Source organism: Paenibacillus chitinolyticus NBRC 15660 (assembly GCF_000739915.1).
In the GTDB taxonomy this organism is placed as follows: Bacteria; Bacillota; Bacilli; order Paenibacillales; family NBRC-103111; genus Paenibacillus_F; species Paenibacillus_F chitinolyticus.
This window is the reverse complement of sequence record NZ_BBJT01000002.1, coordinates 316,883-336,801: the sequence shown is the minus strand read 5'-3', so window position 1 is coordinate 336,801 and position 19,919 is coordinate 316,883. Positions and strand designations below refer to the sequence as shown.

19 protein-coding genes are annotated in these 19,919 nt (G+C 51.7%); all 19 read left to right on the top strand.

The features are described from left to right. The 19 genes from PCH01S_RS03220 to PCH01S_RS03130 all read left to right on the top strand — a co-directional run bounded on the left by PCH01S_RS03220 (position 1) and on the right by PCH01S_RS03130 (position 19,900). Positions 1 to 1,107, top strand: a complete 1,107-nt coding sequence (locus PCH01S_RS03220) for a 2-deoxy-scyllo-inosose synthase (RefSeq protein WP_042226747.1) — start codon at positions 1 to 3, stop codon at positions 1,105 to 1,107. A 2-nt stretch (positions 1,108 to 1,109) separates the two neighbouring features. Continuing rightward, positions 1,110 to 1,937: a PIG-L deacetylase family protein gene (locus PCH01S_RS03215; RefSeq protein ID WP_042226745.1), complete on the top strand. Its 828-nt coding sequence runs from the start codon at positions 1,110 to 1,112 to the stop codon at positions 1,935 to 1,937. A 23-nt stretch (positions 1,938 to 1,960) separates the two neighbouring features. Then, positions 1,961 to 3,010 carry a zinc-dependent alcohol dehydrogenase gene (locus PCH01S_RS03210; RefSeq protein WP_042226743.1) on the top strand — a complete coding sequence of 350 codons (1,050 nt, stop codon included), beginning with the start codon at positions 1,961 to 1,963 and terminating at the stop codon, positions 3,008 to 3,010. Positions 3,011 to 3,021: 11 nt separating this feature from the next. After that, entirely contained in the window at positions 3,022 to 3,720 is a 699-nt protein-coding gene (locus PCH01S_RS03205; RefSeq protein ID WP_042226740.1) for an SDR family oxidoreductase, read from the top strand. A 73-nt stretch (positions 3,721 to 3,793) separates the two neighbouring features. Continuing rightward, entirely contained in the window at positions 3,794 to 4,213 is a 420-nt protein-coding gene (locus tag PCH01S_RS03200) for a gamma-glutamylcyclotransferase family protein (RefSeq protein ID WP_042226737.1), read from the top strand. Further along, positions 4,194 to 5,102, top strand: a complete 909-nt coding sequence (locus tag PCH01S_RS03195; protein ID WP_042226734.1) for a BtrH N-terminal domain-containing protein — start codon at positions 4,194 to 4,196, stop codon at positions 5,100 to 5,102. Before PCH01S_RS03200 ends, PCH01S_RS03195 begins: the two co-directional genes overlap by 20 nt. A 69-nt stretch (positions 5,103 to 5,171) precedes the next feature. Next, positions 5,172 to 5,435 carry an acyl carrier protein gene (locus PCH01S_RS03190; RefSeq protein WP_042226731.1) on the top strand — a complete coding sequence of 88 codons (264 nt, stop codon included), beginning with the start codon at positions 5,172 to 5,174 and terminating at the stop codon, positions 5,433 to 5,435. Next, positions 5,432 to 6,691 carry an ATP-grasp domain-containing protein gene (locus PCH01S_RS03185; RefSeq protein ID WP_042226728.1) on the top strand — a complete coding sequence of 420 codons (1,260 nt, stop codon included), beginning with the start codon at positions 5,432 to 5,434 and terminating at the stop codon, positions 6,689 to 6,691. The genes PCH01S_RS03190 and PCH01S_RS03185 overlap by 4 nt, the downstream gene beginning before the upstream one ends. A gap of 28 nt (positions 6,692 to 6,719) precedes the next feature. After that, complete coding sequence (locus PCH01S_RS03180) at positions 6,720 to 8,006, top strand: type III PLP-dependent enzyme (protein WP_042226725.1); 1,287 nt, start codon at positions 6,720 to 6,722, stop codon at positions 8,004 to 8,006. A gap of 27 nt (positions 8,007 to 8,033) precedes the next feature. After that, positions 8,034 to 9,059 carry an LLM class flavin-dependent oxidoreductase gene (locus PCH01S_RS03175; RefSeq protein ID WP_042226723.1) on the top strand — a complete coding sequence of 342 codons (1,026 nt, stop codon included), beginning with the start codon at positions 8,034 to 8,036 and terminating at the stop codon, positions 9,057 to 9,059. A 38-nt stretch (positions 9,060 to 9,097) separates the two neighbouring features. After that, on the top strand, positions 9,098 to 9,739 hold the full coding sequence (locus PCH01S_RS03170) for a histidine phosphatase family protein (RefSeq protein ID WP_042226721.1): 642 nt from the start codon (positions 9,098 to 9,100) through the stop codon (positions 9,737 to 9,739). Positions 9,740 to 9,755: 16 nt separating this feature from the next. After that, a complete protein-coding gene (locus tag PCH01S_RS03165) occupies positions 9,756 to 10,004 on the top strand; it encodes a DUF6137 domain-containing protein (protein WP_042226719.1) in 249 nt (82 codons plus the stop codon). Positions 10,005 to 10,042: 38 nt separating this feature from the next. Next, positions 10,043 to 11,557 carry a GMC oxidoreductase gene (locus tag PCH01S_RS03160; RefSeq protein WP_042226716.1) on the top strand — a complete coding sequence of 505 codons (1,515 nt, stop codon included), beginning with the start codon at positions 10,043 to 10,045 and terminating at the stop codon, positions 11,555 to 11,557. Positions 11,558 to 11,611: 54 nt separating this feature from the next. Next, positions 11,612 to 13,360 carry an ABC transporter ATP-binding protein gene (locus PCH01S_RS03155; protein ID WP_042227427.1) on the top strand — a complete coding sequence of 583 codons (1,749 nt, stop codon included), beginning with the start codon at positions 11,612 to 11,614 and terminating at the stop codon, positions 13,358 to 13,360. Between the two features lie 14 nt (positions 13,361 to 13,374). Next, entirely contained in the window at positions 13,375 to 15,396 is a 2,022-nt protein-coding gene (locus tag PCH01S_RS03150; RefSeq protein WP_042226713.1) for an ABC transporter ATP-binding protein, read from the top strand. A 160-nt stretch (positions 15,397 to 15,556) separates the two neighbouring features. Further along, the gene (locus PCH01S_RS03145) at positions 15,557 to 16,825 is read left to right on the top strand and encodes an MFS transporter (protein WP_042226711.1); all 1,269 of its coding nucleotides are present in this window, start codon (positions 15,557 to 15,559) and stop codon (positions 16,823 to 16,825) included. Positions 16,826 to 17,177: 352 nt separating this feature from the next. Beyond that, complete coding sequence (locus PCH01S_RS03140; protein ID WP_042227426.1) at positions 17,178 to 18,014, top strand: alpha/beta fold hydrolase; 837 nt, start codon at positions 17,178 to 17,180, stop codon at positions 18,012 to 18,014. A 189-nt stretch (positions 18,015 to 18,203) separates the two neighbouring features. Continuing rightward, positions 18,204 to 18,638, top strand: coding sequence for a YciI family protein (locus PCH01S_RS03135; protein ID WP_042226708.1), 435 nt, complete (start codon positions 18,204 to 18,206; stop codon positions 18,636 to 18,638). Continuing rightward, complete coding sequence (locus PCH01S_RS03130; protein WP_042226706.1) at positions 18,635 to 19,900, top strand: RNA polymerase sigma factor; 1,266 nt, start codon at positions 18,635 to 18,637, stop codon at positions 19,898 to 19,900. The genes PCH01S_RS03135 and PCH01S_RS03130 overlap by 4 nt, the downstream gene beginning before the upstream one ends. Positions 19,901 to 19,919: the final 19 nt, after the last annotated feature.

Below are 19,919 nucleotides of genomic sequence, written 5' to 3'. Positions count from 1 at the left end.
ATGACGACTAAACAAATTTGTTTTGCGGACCGGTGTTTTAACTTTGCATTCGGCGAACATATTTTGGAATCGATTGAAGACTATATTCCCCGGGATGAATTCGATCGGTATATCGTGATTTCGGACTCGGGGGTACCGGACTCTATTGTTCATCATGCCGCCGAGTACTTCGGCAAACTCGCCCCTGTACATATTCTTCGCTTCCAGGGAGGAGAAGAATACAAAACACTCTCAACCGTGACAGATTTGCAAGAGCAGGCAATTGCCCTGGGAGCCAACCGCAGAACCGCTATCGTAGCGGTTGGCGGAGGGTTAACCGGGAACGTTGCGGGAGTGGCGGCCGGTATGATGTTTCGCGGGATTGCGCTCATTCACGTCCCCACCACGTTTTTGGCGGCCTCCGACTCGGTTCTTTCGATCAAGCAGGCGGTCAATTTAACGAGCGGAAAGAACCTGGTCGGCTTTTATTATCCGCCCCGGTTCGTGTTCGCCGATACCCGAATTTTGTCGGAGTCGCCGCCCCGTCAGGTGAAAGCGGGAATGTGCGAGCTGGTAAAAAATATGCTGATCTTGGAAAACGACAACCTGGAATTTACAGAGGATGATTTAAATTCAACCAATGTGTATTCTCCGAAGCAGTTGGAGACGTTCATTAACTTCTGCATATCGGCCAAAATGTCGGTATTAAGCGAAGATATTTACGAGAAAAAGAAGGGCCTGATCTTTGAATACGGCCATACGATCGGTCATGCGATCGAGCTTGCCGAGCAGGGAGGAATCACGCACGGGGAAGCCATTGCAGTGGGCATGATTTACGCCGCTAAAATAGCGAACCGGATGAACCTGCTGTCCGAGCATGATGTGTCCGCGCATTACTGGCTTTTAAATAAAATAGGGGCCTTGCAGGACATTCCGCTGAAATCGGACCCGGATTCGATCTTCCACTATTTAAACCACGATAACAAGAGAGGCTATCTTAAGCTCGATGAGGATAACTTGGGCATGATTTTACTTAACGGAGTAGGGAAACCGGCGGTGTACAACCAATCGCTGCTTACCCCTGTCAGAAAAACGCTCATAAAAGAAGTGATCCGGGAAGGGCTGTAAGGATGAACCAGGATAAGCGTGCTTTTATGTTTATCTCACCCCACTTCGATGATGTCGTTCTGTCGTGCGCCTCGACTTTAATGGAGTTGGTGAATCAGGGGCACACCTGCAAGGTGCTGACCGTATTCGGGGGCTGCCCGTCGGTCCGCTTTCAGCCCGGCGAGATTGCCAGACAGTATGCGGCCGAGGATTTGGGGCTGTTCGAGGATGAAATAGAGGGCGAGCACTTGTCCATACTCGTGGCGCGCCGCCTTCAGGAGGATCAGCGGGCATTCCGGCATCTTGCCGGGGTACAGGTCGAAGTGCTGACCTTTCCGGATGCCATCTACAGGGAAAATAAGGGGCAGCCTTATTACCGGACGGAGGAAGATTTATTCGGCATTCCGGACAAACAGGACGAAGCCGATTTTCTGCCTAAAATCGAAACCTATTTGCAGTCCTGCGATCTTGCCCGCAAATACACCTGGGTATTTCCCGCCGTCTCCAAACATGTCGATCATCAGCTTCTGACCAAAGCCGGGTTGAGACTGATGTCGCAAGGGTATCCGGTGCTTTTCTATTCCGAATTTCCGTACTGGCAGCAGTACAATGAATTTTCACAGGACGGATGGCATCAGCTGGAATTGAGGAACAGCGTCTACATGCCGGTAAAAAGAGCCGCTGTATTGGAATACAAAACGCAGCTGCTCGGATTGTTCGGCGAAGAGGCGGAAACGAAAATCGGCAGCGGCGGAGTCCTTAGCGAAACCGAGCTGTTTTGGATACAAGAAACGGATACTCAAGTTTGGCCGGTATTCCGGGCAATAAGTCCCGAACCGCTTCAAACCTGACACAAAGAAAAGGAGTGCTTGACATGGAAATTTTAACGTACACGGGTCCAAGTCAATTAATCGTGGAAACGGCAGAAGAATTGCCTTTAAAAAGCGGCGAATGCCGGATACAGTCCCTTTATTCGGGGATCAGCCACGGTACGGAAATGGGGGCTTACAGAGGAATCGCTCCTTATTTCACAAGAGATATGGATTCCGAAACCCGGTTGTTCGAGGACCTGGCCGAAGAGCACAAAGTTAAGTATCCGATCCGGAGCTGCGAGGACGATGCCTGGTTTATCGGGTATTCGAACGTGGGAAAAATCATTGAAGTCGGAGCCGATGTCGAAGGATTTTCGGTCGGAGATATCGTGTTCTCCCACGGCAGGCATCAAACGATCGTGTGCAAGCATCACAAAAAAATATTCAAACTACCCCAAAACTTGGAGCCTGAGCTCGGCATTTTCTACACAAACCTGATGACGGCTTATAACGCTGTATTGGACACGAGAATTAAAATCGGGGACGTTGTCGTCGTATCGGGACTCGGTGTAGTCGGGCAGTTAATCGCTCAATTAGCCAAACTGTCGGGCGCCACAGTCGTTGGAGTGGACCCGCTTGAGAACAGACTGAACATCGCCAAAGAAGTTGAAATCGACCATGTGTTTAATCCGAATCGGACGGATGTCGCCAAGGAAATCAGAGAGATTACGAATAACCGGGGTGCCGACGCCGTCTTTGAAGTATCCGGTCATTCAACGGCTTTGAATCAAGCGATTCGCATAGCGGCACCGGACACGGTAATTACAGCCGTAGGCTGGTATCAGGGCGAGCAATCGGTGCTGAATCTGTCCGAAGAATTTCACCAGAACCGGATTACGATCCGCGCTTCGCAAACCCTCGGGATCGATCCTTCCATCAGCCATATGTATAACGATGCGAGAAGAAGGAATATCGGGAAAGATCTGCTGCTCAAGTTGAAATTAGGTAACCTGATCAGCCACCGGATTCCGTTCGGCGATGCGCCGAAAGCCTATGACATGATCGATAAACATCCGCATGAAGTCCTGCAGGTCGTTCTGACCTACTCTTAAGGAGGAAGCCCATGATCGTTTTCATAACCGGTGCTAACCGCGGGCTGGGACTGAGTCTTTGTGAGGTATTTCTGGAACGGGGACATCATGTTCTTGCCGGAGTGAGAAATAGGAACAGAGCCGAGCGGCTGCAGCCGTTAATAACCAAATACAAGGAAAAGCTGAGCATCATTCCCGTGGATGTAAGCAGCGAGGATTCAATCCTGCAGGCTTATTCCCTGATTGCTTCCGTGACGCCAAAGCTGGACGCGATTATCAATAATGCGGCCCGTGAAGGCATACGATGCAAAAAGATCCGGGAAGTGGACATCGCGGATTTCGAAGAAACGTGGAAAACGAACGTTTTGGGTCCGATGGCCATTATCAAACATTTGAAGCCTATGATGGAAAGCAGTCCGGTCAAAAGCATTCTAAATATCAGCTCCGAGGCGGGCAGTATTTCCGAACTGCCGTTAAAAACCTACGGCTACAGTATCTCCAAAGCGGCTCTTAATATGTTTACCCGTATGCTGGAGAGAGAACTGAAACCGGAGAACTTTAAGGTGCTTGCGGTTCACCCCGGCTGGATGAAAACCGAAATGGGGGGAGAGGACGCCCCCTACGATCCAGGTGAAATCGCCCGGCATTTATACGAACGCCTCACGGAATCGTCCGGAAAGGAGCATGATTTCAACATCGTCGATCATCTTGGAAACCGCATGGCCTTATGAGGGAGTTCAATGTTCAAGGCGATGATCAGCCGGATGAAAGTTTTTATTAAGCCGTTTAAAGGGGAGAATTTTCATGCCCAACTTATTTGTCTACGGGACCTTGCGTGAGGGAGAAAACAATCACAAGTATATGAAAGATGCCACCCTGCTTTCACGAAAGGCGAGCATAGCCGGCTCCTTGGTTGATACCGGCAACGGTTATCCCGGATTACTGCTGGAAAATCAACGGGTGGCGGGCGAGTGGTATGAAGTCTCGGAAGACACGCTGAAACGGATAGATGAGCTGGAAGAGTATTTCGGTCCCGGGGATACAAGAAACTTGTTTGACCGAATCGAATGCCAAGTAACCGAGAACGGCGGAACACATGCGGGTTGGACGTACGTTTACAACCGGGACGATTACCTGGAAACAAGGTTTTCCGACTGGAAACAATACCGGCTGCAGCATGCTTCCGGAGTAGAGGAGAAGCAAGATGTGCCTCACTCGTTATGACGAGAAATTTTTCGATTGCAGAAAATCGCAGATAATCGCTTACTTGGATTCAAACCGCGTTCCCGTCATCCCTCTCTTTTATAACAGTTATCAAAGCACAGCTGAAATTTACCGCCAGATCTTTATCGAAAATAAGAGCAAATGGAAGTATTCGGAGCCTTCCTTTTCCGATGATGATTTACTGAGAAAAGGAATTACGCCTGTACGGGCTTCTTTTCCCGACTTCAGCCAGGCTTCGGATTGTTTAAAAGAGTTGCTGGCCCGGCGTAAACTCGTTTTCGTATGGGGGGACGAGTATTATCTGCCTTACCGGAAAGAAGCCTTCCATGTCATTCATTCCACTCATTCGTTTGTCGTCACGGACTATGACGGTGAGAACAAGGCGTACTACGTCGAAGATTGGGACGGGCTCTACGGATATTTGCCGGCTGCGCATGTGGAAGCGGCTTTCGACAGTCTGTCCGGGCAGATGAGGACATTGTTGGTTCTGGAACTTAACGACGAGGAAATGCGGGAAAACAAACAAGAAGATCTGGCCTTGTTCCGGCAGTGGCTGCAAGCCTTCGAGGACGACTATATCTTCTACGACCGGGTGCTGCTCGAAATGCGCGATTATGAGGAAAACCGGCTGATCTCGATGGATCACGGACTCCGTTTAATCGCCGCATCCCGGCATGTTTTCTCCAAGTTTCTTCATTATATAGATGACGCCCCGGAGGAAGCCGACCTCCTTATCCGTAACCATCAACTCGCTAACCATATCGCGACCATCGTCAGGCGGTACATGATCGCGAGGCAGATCGATTGGGACGGTGCAGCTAGCAAGATCCGGCAATTAAGAGAGCAGGAAGCCGATTTTATGCGGAAGCTGAAGCGGCGTTACGCTTAATACGCCGGCAAACGGCCAGACTGTTACGCGGAAATCGTCAACATTATAGGACCGAAGGAGCTGAATGTGATGTCTTTGGAAACGAAGGAAAACGTAAGGACCGCTCAAGTTATATCCTGTGTGAATGAAATCCTGCAGACAAAGGACCCGATAACCCCGGAAACCGATTTGTTTCTGCTGGGTTTGGACTCGGTAACGGCCGTTAATTTGATCGTCAGCTTGGAGGGCGTGTTCGGGATCACGTTTAACGACGACGAACTGATCGTAGAAAATTTTTCAACGGTCCGGAAAATAACGGAACATGTGACGGAAAAACTTGAGGGAACTCTATGAAGTTCACTCATCCGCTGGATTATTATCGTTTGAGCGGCAAACAAATCCTCTGGTATATGAATATCGGCGATGAGCAGGACGGCCAGGCGTCGAATTACTTTCCCTCCGTCAAGGACCTTCAATCCGAGAAGATTGTGGTGCAGCAGGAGCATCAGCTTCTCTTCCTGGCGAGGCCGCAGGACACGGTATTTTTTCATGCGATGCCGGAGCCGGCTTTCCTGGATTATTGGAAAGAACGAAACCTCGTGCTGCCGACGATCATTTGCTGCGACGAGCTTGCGCAAGTGCCTGACCTGGCGCGTCATACGATTATCCCGTTCATCGTTTCGGAGCGGCTTCTTGAACTGAAGGAGCGCTACCCGCAAATGGACATCATTGCCCCTGAATTGACGGTCTGCCGGGAAATCAATGACAAGTTCAGCACGAGAAGACGGATGGAAAGGAACGGGTTCAACGTCACAACCGGTTATTTCTGCAGCGATATCGGGAGCTTGGAGCATGCCTACGATCAGCTCGTTTCCGCGGGTTTTTCCAAGTGTGTGTTAAAGGTTCCGTACGGCTCTTCCGGTAAAGGGCTCAAAGTCATCGACAACGAGCGGAATTTCCGGTTTTTGCTGAATTATATTCAAAACCGGCAGACAAGCGTCGACCTGCTCCTGGAAGGCTGGCATCCCCACCGGCTCAGCTTGACGTCCCAGTTGTTTATTTCCGAATACGAAGTCCATCTTCTGGCCGTCACCGAGCAAATCGTAGACCCGAATGGTGTCTACAAAGGAACGAATTTCTCGCCTTCCTTATCGCAATCGGAATCGGCCGAATATCGCGAAGAAATTTTGCGGGCAGGAGAACTGATCCGGCAGATGGGATATAGGGGCGTCCTCGGAATCGATTCAATCATCGATACGAACGGTGAACTGATTCCGGTCATCGAGATTAACGCCAGGCTTACTCAAGTCACGTATATTCTTCCTTTGGTTATCGAACAGAAGAAGCGGTATGAGTTTGTCGAAAGCAGGGTGCTGGTGTTTAATTCCGGGATGGATCTGGGTTTCGAAGATTACGTAAACGATCTCTCGGAAGTGACACGGGATTTACCGGTCCATATCGATCTGTACAATTTCTGCAAAGCTTCGGGCGCCTTTAAAAATACGTATAAGCTCTTTGTGCTAGTCTCTGCCCATAATACCGAACAGCTGACAAAGGCCCGGAGCCTGCTTGACGAGCTGAATACGAGAATGACGACGGGTGTTCATTAAGTCATGAAGAAGGAAGGGGGACTTAAGGATGAACCTGGATCATGCTGAAATCACAGCCTTAACGAAAGAGTTCGAGACTCCTTTTTATTTGTATGACGGCGATTTTATCGAAGCGCATTACCGGCAATTAAGAAGCCGGACGAATCCGGCGATTCAGTATTATTTGTCCTTGAAGGCGAACAACAATATTCATGTCGCCAAGCTGTTCCGGCAGTGGGGAGTGGGCGTTGAGGTCGCATCCGCCGGCGAACTGGCTTTAGCCCGTCATGCGGGATTTTCAGCGGACAACATCATTTTTTCCGGACCGGGGAAGAAGCGAAGCGAACTCCAGGCAGCGGTTGAAAGCGGGATTTACTGCATCATCGCGGAATCCGTCCAGGAACTCCTTTACATAGAAGAACTGGCCGAGCAAGCAAACAAAACGGTCCGGGTAGCGGTGCGCATCAATCCCGACAAAAGCTTCGGCAGCACGGCCATTAAAATGGGCGGGGTACCGAGACAATTCGGAATAGACGAATCTATGCTCGATACCGTGTTTGATGCCATCGGGTCTCTCCGATTCACCAAATTTATCGGGATACACGTCTATACGGGAACCCAGAATCTGAATACCGACAGCATTATCGAGTCGATGAAATATACCGTAGATCTGGGCAGAAGCATTTATGAGCGATACGGAATCGTCTGCGAATTTATTAATCTTGGCGGCGGGTTCGGAGTGCCCTATTTTGCACACGAAAAGGCGCTGGATATCGGCAAAATCACGGATGAGGTCAGCGATTACGTCCAAGAGGCGAGAGATACCCTTTTCCCGCAAACGACCTTTATTATCGAAAGCGGAAGATATTTGTTGGCTCAAGCGGCCGTGTATGTAACCGAGGTGCTCTACCGGAAAACGTCCAAGGGAGAGAATTTTGTGATTGTGGATGGCGGAATGCACCATCATGCGGCCTCCACTTTCCGGGGAAGAAGTATGAGAAGCAACTACCCCATGGAGTGTATTCCCGTTAGCGAAGACCCCGGCCGGCGCGAACTCGAAAAAGTCACCATTGCCGGTCCTCTCTGTACGCCCGAGGATTGTGTAGGGAAGGATGTCCAACTGCCGGCCTTATATCCGGGCGATCTCGTATGTGTGTTGAACTCGGGCGCCTACGGACTGAGCTTCAGCCCGGTTCATTTTCTGGGGCACCCGACACCCATTGAAATTCTCAAACGCAATGGTTTATACGAGCTGATCCGTCGGAAAGGAATTCCGGAAGATTTAGTCGTCACCCAGTTACAGACGGAACCGGATCTCTTGTTCGCGGATAAATAGAAGACCCAATAGACGAAAAGCAGGGGGATGATCGCATTGGATCCGATTCAGTATTATTGCCAAATTCCGGGCGTCGGCCATTATGCCTCCAAGAAAGAATTTATGGAAAACTCCATTAAAATCGCGCAGTTGTCCGATGCTTACGGCATAGTCGGGTCCCTGTCGTTTTTTAACCATTCGGTATTGGACCCTTGGGCCGTCAGCTCGGTTATTATGCAGCATACGGAACGTCATGTTCCTCTTATTGCGCTTCAGCCCTATATGTACCCGCCTTACACGGCCGCCAAGTTAATTCAGAGCTTCACGTATTTGTACAACCGGCGGATCGACTTGAATATGATCACCGGCGCCGTTACCGGCGAGCTCCAGCAAACCGGGGGTTACATCGACCATTCGTCCCGCTACAAGAAACTGCACGAATATGTTCAAGTACTTCGTCTGCTGCTTGAATCGGATTCTCCCGTTTCGTTCAAAGGCGATTATTATGAGCTGAACAATTTGGAGTTCAAGCCTCCGCTGCCGGACAAACAGCTTTTCCCGCGCATCTTTATGTCCGGTTCTTCCGAGGAAGGCCTTGAAACGGGGTTGAAAGCGGCGGATTTCGTCGTTACTCATCCGGGACCGCTGGAACATTTTAAACGCCATTTTAGCGATAAGGTGCAGGGATCGGCTGTTCAAAGTGCCATAAGAATCGAGATTATTGCCAGAGAATCGGCGGAAGAAGCGTGGAAGGTCGCTCATGCCCGTTATCCCGGCAACCGGCAGGGGACGATACAGCTCCGGATGAAAAAAAACTCGGAATCAAGCTGGCAGCGGACGCTGGCCGAACTGGCTATAGCGAGCGAAACGTACGATGGGGTCTTCTGGATGGGCGGGTACATGAACGGCGGAATTTACAGTCCCGTGTTAGTCGGGGATTACGAGCAAGTGGCCGCTTATTTGAACGAGTACTATAAACTCGGCGTGAAAGCCGTGTTACTGGGTTCCATGTACAGCGAGGAGGATTTTATTCATTTCAGCCGGGTGAAGGAAGGAATTTCGAATCCGGTCTAGGGAACCGAAACGAACAATCCGGCGGAAGGAGAGATAGCATGCGATTGATTATAATCCGTCATGCGCAGGCCCACTGCAACATTCTGGAGGACGACGCTCTTATGGACGCGTACGATCCTCATTGCGAACTGACGGAAACGGGGATCGGCCAGGCCGTGAAACTCCGGGACGAATACCCGGTTTCTCTGACTCCGTCGGTCATTTATTCCAGTCCTTTGAAAAGGGCGAGGGAAACGGCGGCCATTTTCCATCAGCGGTTTCCGGCCGCGCCTTTCATCGAAGACGATCGCTTGAGCGAGCTGAAAGCTCCGGAGTCTTTTGTCCCGCCGATTACACAGGGGCAGTGGGATCTGTATCTGGAGCAGCGGATCCAATCGCCTCATCTGGAAATCGTCAAGGGGCTGGAGTCGCTTGACGTACAGCGGGAACGGATCGAGGAGTTCTATAAAGATCTGTTTGGGACGTATGCGGGAGAAGCGTGCAATATCGTCATTTTTACCCACGCTTTCAGCATCCAGTTGTCCATCCTGTATTTTCTAGGACTCGGGAACGAACAGCTCCTGCAATGGCAAATCAAAGCAAGCAATACGGCGATGCACATCATTCATTACGATTCGATGAGCGGCAGTTTCCTCCTGGAGAGTCTGAACAACCGTTCGCATCTCCAAACAACCGGATAAGAAAGGACGAAATGAGATGGATAACAAAGAGCGAAATACGCTGTATCAAGTGATCTACGCGATTTCCGGCGTTACCGGTGAAGACGGGGACGAGCTCGTGGAAACGTTTAAACAGGGACCGCTGGAAGTGGATAAGCGGGATTTTTTTGAAATCGTTCAACGGGTGGAATCTCTCTTCGACTGCACACTGGATATGAATTTGGAAGGTCCTTATTTGATACATGCCGATGAGATCGTGACTAAGATTACAAAGCTAAACGTTTAGTCCTGGCAATTGAAATAATCAAGTATGGGGGAATCACCTTGACCAAGCAATTCGATGTATGTGTGATCGGCAGCGGAGCCAGCGGCTCCGTTGTCAGCAAGTATTTGGCTGAAAAAGGCCTGGAAGTTGTCATCGTGGAGCAGGGAGAACTCATTGAACCGGGAACGAATATAGATTCGGTCATGAGCCATGCGGAGAAAGCCTACGCGAGAGAATCGGACGGCACCTGGGGAGATAACGGATATCCGTGGTCGGCCAGCGCGGTAGGCGGCGGAACGATTTTTTATGCCGGTATCTCGTTCCGATACAAAGACGTCGACTTCGATGCGAGGGAGTATGTGGCGCCGGATGCCCTGGACCCCCAATGGCCCATCGGGTATTCGGATTTGGACCCCTACTACAACAAGATCGAACAGTGGCTTGGGGTGTCCGGGGATCTGAATGCCGATCCGTTCAAAAACAGTGCCGGTACCGGATCGCTCCGGACGGCTCATTCCTACAGCCAGCAGGGAGCCCTGATCGACCAGGCGGGCAAAGAGCTCGGCCTGCATCCGTTTCCGACTCCGCTGGCGGTTAACACAACGGATCATAACGGATATCCGGGCTGCGACAACCTAACCAGCTGCACGGATTACGCGTGCCCGATCGGCGCCAAAGCGGACAGTTTCACGCGCATTTTGAAGCCGGTGTTGAAGCTGGACCATGTGACGCTTATGAAAAATACGAAAGCGCTGGCGTTCCACCAGACGGACCCTTCCAAGATCGACTCTTTGGAGTGTCTTGACTTAGCCACGAAAGAAAGATTCCATATCCGTGCGAAACAATTCGTTCTGGCCGGAAACGCCATCCAAAGCGCCGCGCTCGTGCTGCGTTCAACGAACAAATGGTGGCCGGACGGGGTAGGCAACAAATCCGGCCTGGTCGGCTCGGGGTTAAGCTTCAAGAACAGCGAGTACGTATCCGGCTGGGTAGATAATCATCCCTACGAGCAGTTGAACGAACCGCTGAAAGGATTGTACTCCACCGTTTCGATTACGGATTACTATCAGGACCCGCATTGTCATTCCGGCCTGGGCGGGCTGATTTACGAAGCGAACCCGTGGACCTATTACGGTCATGAAGGCAGCGGTATGTATGTTCAATTGGAATGTATCATCGCGGACCAGCCTATGGTGACCAATAAAGTCCGGTTATCGAACGATAAAGAAGCGACGGGGGTGCCCAAAATCGTCCTTGATTATCAGACACATGAATGGGACAAGCGCCGGCTGAGCTTTATGATCGAGAGGGCGGGAGAAATTTTGACGGCCATGGGAGCCAAGCAGATCCAATGCAACCCGTCCTACTACTATTTGGGGAGCGCGCATCTGCATGGAACGTGCCGGGCAGGCACGGATGAGCTGACGTCCGTCGTCGATAAATTCGGCCGATTCCATATGATCGACAATTTGTTTGCGGCGGACGGGTCCTTCATGCCTTTTGCGGGCGGCGTCAACCCGACCTTGACGATCCAGGCCAACGCTTTACGAATAGCCGAAAATATGAGTGTCTGATTACGGGCGATACCTGTGTAAGACGGGAAATCCGGAAGCAGGGAAGTGATCGTTATCGTTTCTGTTTTAGTGAGGCTCGGCTGGTTTTTTAAAGAGCATAAAATCCGGTACACGCTGGCGGTACTCATTCTGATCCTCGTAAACGGGGTCGAAATGCTGCCGCCATTGCTGCTGGGATCCGCTCTTGACCATATCCAGCAAAACACGCTGACCCCGGCGAGTCTGGCGCAGTATATCGGATTTATTCTCGGACTCGCCGTCGTCATCTATACCCTAAACTACGCTTGGATGTTTCAATTGCACGGCGGAGCGAACCGTCTGCAGCTCAAAATGCGTTCGCGCATGATGGCCCATTTGTTAAAGATGACACCGTCCTTTTTCGAAAAATACCGGACCGGAGATCTCATGGCCCGGGCGACCAACGATATCAAATCTATCGGAGAAACGTCGGGTGCCGGCATTTTGACCTTAGTCGATTCCTGTTTATTTTCGGTGACGATCCTGATTACGATGGGCTTTTTTATCGATTGGAATTTAATGCTGGTCACCATCTTGCCGCTTCCGCTTATCGCGGTCGTCATCACCTTTTTCGGAAAATACCTTCACCGCCGCTTTACGATCGCCCAGGACGCTTTCGGCGCGCTTAACGATCAAGTGCTGGAAACCATTACCGGCATTCGCGTTGTTAGAGCCTATGTGCGGGAAGAGGCGAATCAGAAAAATTTTGAAACCATGGCGGAAGATCTGTTCCGGAAAAATGTCGCCATCGCGCGGGTCGAAGCTTTGTTCGAGCCCACCATCCGCATGTTAATCGGGATCAGTTATTTGATCGGTCTCGGGTACGGGACCTATCTGGTTTTTCAGCAGCGCATTTCACTGGGCGAACTGATCACGTTCAACGTCTATTTGGGCATGCTGATCTGGCCCATGTACGCGATCGGTGAACTGATTAATATTATGCAGCGGGGGAGCGCTTCCTTGGACCGTCTGGATGAGATCATGACCTATTCGCCTGATGTAAGGGATGGGGAGGGTCTTGAAGAGGAAATCGCGCTGCCGCATACCATCCAATTCCACCAGGTAAGCTTCCGCTATCCGTCTTCCGCAGTCGATAACCTGAGCGATATTACGCTGCACATTAACCGCGGACAAACCGTCGGCATCGTCGGCCGGACAGGAAGCGGCAAGACTACCCTGTTAAGACAACTGCTCAGGGAGTATCCGGCAGACAGAGGCGAAATCACCGTTTCGGGCATCCCGTTGGAACGCATTCGGCTTGAAACCTGGAACAAATGGATTGGTTATGTCCCGCAGGAGCAGATGTTATTTTCGAAAACGGTCAAAGAAAATGTTCAATTCGGCAAGGAGAACTCGACCGAACAGGAAGTGTTCCGGGCTCTGGAGCTGGCTTCCTTTATGCAGGATATTCATACGCTTCCGGACGGGACCGATACCCTGGTAGGGGAAAGAGGGGTGTCCTTGTCGGGCGGACAGAAGCAAAGAATCGCTTTTGCCCGGGCGATCATTTCCGAACCCGAAATTATGCTGCTGGATGACGCTTTATCCGCTGTCGATGCCAAAACGGAGGCGAGCATAATCGCGAACCTCATTGCGGAGCGAAAGGGGCGTACGACGCTCATCTCGACGCACCGGTTATCCGCTGTGGAACATTCCGATTTCATCATCGTGATGGATCAGGGACGAATCGTCCAATGCGGCACGCATGTTCAATTGATTGCCTGCCACGGTTGGTATAAAGAACAATACGAGTCACAAAAATTGCAAATGAACTTGTTAAAGTGAGCGTGGAAAATCCTATGAATGTAGGAAAGAAACTGTTCAAGTATGTTCTTTATTACAAGAAATCGTTTATCGGGGCGCTTTGTCTTCTCTTGCTGATGGTAGCGGCGGAATTGTCCGGACCGCTTATCGCCAAACAGTTGATCGACCGGCATATTCTGGGGATTGAAAAACCTTGGTACGAAACGCGGGAACCCGGGGAAAATACGGTGACGTATAAAGGGAAGTACTATAAAAGAGGCGATTATTTTAACGAACAGGAAGAGAAGGGGCAAGAGGTCCGCATTCTGCAGGTGCAGCGGCAGTTCGTATTCGTTCCGGAAGCCGTGAAGGTGGACGGTGAGCGCCTTGTACAAGGCGAACAACTCATCATCAAGCGAAATGCGGAAACGGGGACGTACCCGGCCGAAATTCTTTCCACGCGCGACTTGTTTCTCTTTTATGAACCGGAATTGGGGAAAATCGTCAACTTAATCCTTCTTTATTTCGGATTCGTAGCAGCAGCCAGCTTGCTCGAATACGGTCAAACGTATGCCCTGCAAGTCTCATCCAACCGTGTCATTCAAAAAATGCGGATAGACGTTCTAAAGCAAATCCACCGGATTCCCATTCCGTACTTCGACCGAATACCGGCCGGACGGATCGTTTCCTTTGTAACCAACGATACCGAAGCCGTGAAAGAATTGTTTGTTACCGTGTTAAGAAATTTTTTCACCGGAGCCGTTTACATAACCGGAATCTTAACGGCCCTCTTTATATTGGACGTCAGGCTCGCGCTTATTTGCACGCTTATCATCCCCGCCCTTGCGGGCTGGATCTACTTGTATCAGAAATTTGCATCCAAATACAGCCAAACCATTCGCTCCACATTGAGCGATATCAACGGATTGATCAACGAAGCCATTCAATGTATGCCTGTCATACGCGCGTTCTCCCGGCAGCGCACCGTGCGGCAGGAATTTGAGGATAAAAATGTACGTTACTTTACGTATTCCAATAAACTGCTCACCCTAAAAGCGCTCACCTCCAATAATCTGGTTACGGTGCTGAGAAGTCTGGCGCTCACTGCGATTATCTGGTATTTTGGCGGAGCGGCGTTAAGCGGGCAATCCGTTTTCACCTTCGGCATGATCTTCGCCTTCGTGGAATATGTCGAACGCTTATTTCAGCCTCTTGTCGGAATGGTGAATCAACTGGCTCAGTTGAATCATTCCCTCGTTTCGGCCGAACGGGTTTTCAGGCTGATGGAAGAGGAAGGCTCCGATGTCAAGGACGAAGAAACGCCGAGATTGAAAGGAAACGTAAAATTCGAGCATGTTTCTTTTGCCTATTCGGACGATCATTACGTTCTTCGCGATATTTCTTTCGAAGCGAAGCAGGGGCAGACGATCGCATTCGTCGGGCATACGGGCTCGGGAAAAAGTTCCATCATGAACGTACTGCTGAGATTTTACGAACTGCAAAAGGGAACCGTTACGATTGACGGGCACAATATCCAGACCCTCTCCAGGCAGCAGGTAAGGAAACAGATCGGCATCGTTCTGCAGGAACCTTTCTTGTTCACAGGCACGATTGCCAGCAATATCAGTTTGGACAATCCGGCCATCAGCCGTGAATTGATCGAGGATTCGCTAAGAGCGGTCGGAGCCGAGCGCGTGCTTCAACATTTGCCCAAGGGATTAGACGAACCCGTGATTGAAAAAGGAAGTACGTTATCGGTCGGACAGAAGCAGCTGATTTCGTTTGCAAGGGCGCTCGCCTACAACACGCCTGTCCTTATCCTGGACGAAGCAACGTCCAATATCGATACGGAGACCGAAGGGATGATCCAATCGGCGCTGGAAGTGTTGAAGAAAGGAAGAACTACGTTTGTCATCGCCCACCGGTTGTCTACCATCCATCATGCGGACCTCATTCTCGTGATGGACCGGGGCCAAATCGCGGAACGCGGCAATCACGACGAATTGATGCGGCAGAGGGGCATCTACTACCAGATGTATCAACTGCAAATGCGTGATAGAGCGAACGTTCCCGTATAATTCAAGAAAGCAGTCGGCCGCGTCGTGCGGCTGCTGCTTTTTTGCTTTTCTAAGCGAATAGGCGGTGATAAGAAAAATCTGTGGAAATAAAGGGTTGTAAAAGTTCCCTGTTCATGGTAATTTAGCTCCTATCCAGTAAGAATCGGGAGGATTATTTCACATGAATTGGCTCAAATGGGATCTGAATCTGAAGATCAGATTAACAGGCGATACCGTGTTCAATCTGCTTTTTTGGATGTATTTCCCTTTCATCACCCTGTTTTTCAGCGAAGCGTTCGGTAAATCCGTTGCCAGCGTGCTAATGGCTGTGCCGCCAATATTCAGCCTGGCAGGCGGTTTGTTCGGCGGTTTTCTGTCGGACCGCCTGGGCAGGAGGCCGGCCATGCTGCTGGGAGCGTTTATGCAAGCTTCGATGTTTGCCCTGTTTGCGTTATCGTCCTCTCACTGGCTGGACTATTTCGCTTACATCGGTATCGGCCTCGGGGGAGCCATCTATATGCCGGCCAGCTCGGCTATGGTGGCGGATTTGACACCGGTTAAAGACCGGCGGATGGTCTATGCCACTTTTGTGACCGGCAGGAACATCGGGGCCGTGTTCGGACCCGCGCTCGGTGCGGTCTTCTTTTTCCAGTACCGGCATGAGCTGCTCTGGACATGCACGGCTGTCACGCTGCTGTATTCGCTGGCTATCCTGCTGATGATCAAGGAAACACTACCGGCGGCGGCCGTAGCCGCGCGGCAAGGCATGAGGCTGTCGGGAATTTTGAAGGAGCAGGTGAGCAGCTACGGCGTCATTTTCCGGGATAAGCTATTTGCACTCTATATCGCCGCAGGCATACTGGTTACGATCGCCTTTATGCAGCTCGACATGTACTTGGCGGTGTACGTGACCGAATACGTACCGGCGCAGAAGCTGCTGACCATCGGAGATTGGAGCTTTTCCCTTAGCAGTTCGCAGGCATTCGGTTTGATACTCGGTCTGAACGGCCTATTGTTCGTCCTGGGTGTGATGCCCGTAACGAAATGGTTTGAAGAATGGCCGGAACGCAACGTGCTTATCCTGTCTTCGCTGCTGTTCGGAGCGGGAATGTTTTTGTTCGGTTTCACGACACAGCTATGGCTGCTGCTGATTTTCACGGTTATTTTCACGATAGGAGAGATATCACGCAGCCCGGTTACCGAAAGTTTCATCAGCAAATATGCGCCGGACCATGCCAGAGGCCAGTATATGGGAGCATCCGGTCTTCAATTTTCGGTGGGCCGGCTGTTTGCGCCCGTTACGGTTCTGCTCTCTACCTGGTTTCCTCCGCTAGTGGTGTTCGGGTTTATTTTTTTGGTTACCATCCTCAGTTCTCTTCTATATATACGCGTGTTTAAAATGCTTCCTGCCAGCTACTACGACCCCCAGCGGGAAGCGGATGCCGTGTGACTAAGAAACGCTCGGGAGTAAAATGAACGCACTTGAAAGAAAGCCGGAAAGGCTTTCTTTTTTTTGTTGCGGAGAGCGGACCGTATGAAATAAAAAAAATTTCTTTTTTGAGCAGGTTTGTCGATTTTGTCATTTATGCTTCGTCGTCTTAATAGAAGGCGGCCGATGAAGCATTCATTCGGGACGATCCGGACCAGAGAAAGCTGAAAAGAAAAGGTGAGAAAGTAACGGTTCAAGATAGGCACGGTGGAAAGACACCCGTCTGCAACGGCCAGTACTTTCCAAAACCAGCGTTCCGTTTTAAGATAACTAAATAATTGGTGGAGCAGAAAAGGAGACGAGCACGAGCATGATGAACACGGTAACTTCGAAAGACGGCACTACAATCGTATATGACAAAACGGGGCAAGGCCCGGCGCTTATTCTGGTGACGGGAGCGTTCAGCTACCGCAAATTTCCGGGACAGGTGCAGCTCGCCGAGCTGCTGTCCGCGCAATTCACGGTGTACAACTACGACCGGCGGGGAAGAGGAGACAGCGGAGACAAACAGCCTTATGCCATCGAACGCGAAATCGAGGATTTGCAGGCGGTTATTGACGAAGCCGGCGGCTCCGCTTTCGTCTGGGGATTGTCTTCCGGAGCGGTCCTAGCCCTGCAGGCGGCGGCGAACGGAGCGGACATCGCCAAATTGGCTCTGCACGAGCCTCCGTTTGTGGTCGATCCGGCCGACCGGAAGCCGCCGCACAATTTTACGGCGCATGTAAGCGAGCTAATTGCCGCCGGACGCCGTGCCGAGGCGATCAAATATTTTATGACTCAGGGCATGGGAGCGCCTTCGTTTGTGGTCGGCATGATGAAGCTGATGCCGGGTGTCTGGTCAAACTTGATGGACGTCGCCCATACGCTCCCTTACGATGCCGCCCTGCTCGATGGGTATATGGAAGGAAAGCCATTGCCTGCCGGATTATGGCGCTCCGTCACGCAGCCCGTTCTGGTGCTTGAGGGCACGGAAAGTCCGGCGGGCCTGCGTCATGGCGCTCAGGCACTGGCCCAAGCTCTTCCGAATGCGCAATTGCTCAGCAAGAAAGGACTCGGACATACGAAAAAACTCCCCGCAAAATTAATTTCAGCGGAACTTTCGGCTTTTTTTACAGGAAACAGTGAAGTTCGAATTGCAGCCAACAGGTAAGCGGGGGAAGTGGTGCATCCGAAATGTGACCTAGATCCGAATGGCAGGAAACAGACTTGCTTCCGCCGAAAACTAGTAACCAAAGTTAACTTGAAAAATCGAAATGGAAAAATGGGATTCGCTGTCGATCCTGTAGATCCCGGTTCGTCGTATAAGTGAAGGTTCACAAAAAAGAGGAGGAATATACCGATGAGATTTATGATGATTGTGAAAGCGACGACGGATTCCGAGGCAGGGGTCATGCCCAGTCAGGAGCTTATCGAGGCGATGCAGAAGTACAACGAAGAATTGGTAAAAGCGGGCGTTCTGCTAGCCGCCGACGGCCTGCAGCCAAGCTCGGGCGGAATCCGGATTTCCTATCCGGAACCGGGGGGCAAGCCGAAGGTGGTGGACGGACCGTTCACCGAGGCGAAAGAAATCATTGCGGGCTACACGCTTATTGAAGTCAAAACGCGGGAAGAAGCTATCGAGTGGGCTATGCGTATGCCGGATCCGCACGGATATGGACAAGGCGAGATCGAGCTGAGACAGGTGTTTGAGGTGGAAGATCTGATGAGTAATCCCGAGACGGTCGAGAAGGAAAAATCACTCCGCAGGCAAGTTGAGGAGCAGAAAAAAGCGTGAAGCAGTCTTCCGCACATCGGACAATCGATGCGATATGGCGCATCGAATCGCCCAAACTTATCGCGGGACTGACGCGGATGGTGAGGGACGTAGGTCTTGCGGAGGATCTCGCCCAGGATGCCCTCGTGATCGCGCTGGAGAAATGGCCGATTTCCGGTATTCCGGACAATCCCGGGGCCTGGTTGATGACGACGGCGAAGCGGCGTGCGATTGACCTCCTGCGAAGAACGAAGGTGCGTGACCGCAAATACGCCGAAATGGCCCAGAACATGGATTTGTATACGGAGGAAGACCTCAATGCCACACTGGACGGGGAGATCGGTGACGATCTCCTTCGTCTGATCTTTATGACATGCCATCCCGTCCTCTCGCAAGAGGCCAGGGTCGCGCTGACGCTCCGCCTGCTGTGCGGACTTACGACGGATGAAATCGCCCGTTCGTTCCTGGCTGCGGAACCGACCGTGGCCCAGCGGATCGTACGCGCCAAAAAAACGCTGAGCGCGGCAAAAGTGCCGTTTGAAGTACCGGCCGGGGAAGCGCTCAAGGAACGGTTGACGGCCGTGCTTGAGGTCATGTACCTCATGTTCAACGAGGGCTATTCGGCAACGTCGGGGGAAGACTGGATCAGGCCGCTGCTGTGCCGGGAAGCGCTCCGTCTGGGACGCGTTCTGGCCGAGATCGCTCCCGGGGAAGGGGAAGTTCATGGTCTGGTTGCCCTGATGGAAATTCAATCTTCGCGGTTCCGTACACGGATTGGCGCAGCGGGCGAGCCCGTCCTCCTTATGGACCAGAACCGCGCGCAGTGGGACCGGCTGCTGATCCGGCGCGGTTTGGCGGCGCTGGAACGTAGCCGGAAGCTCGGACGCCCGCTCGGACCTTACGCGCTGCAGGCTGCCATCGCCGCCTGTCATGCGGAGGCGCCGACCGCCGCCGAGACCGACTGGATCCGCATCGCCGCTCTTTACGAAGCGCTGTCCAGAGCGGCGCCGTCGCCGATCGTCGAGCTGAACCGGGCCGTCGCCGTCGCGATGGCGTTCGGTCCGGCCTTCGGGCTGCAGATTGCGGACGAACTGAGCGGCGAGCCTGCTCTGAAGGGCTACCATCTGCTGCCGAGCGTCCGCGGCGACCTTCTCGTGAAGCTCGGACGGCTGGAGGAAGCTCGTGCGGAATTTGAGCGGGCGGCTTCCATGACGCGCAATGCGCGGGAACGGGAGCTTTTGCTGAACCGGGCCGCTGAATGCGGGACGGAAGCCGCGGAATAATTTTGTGCCGGCTTGTCGA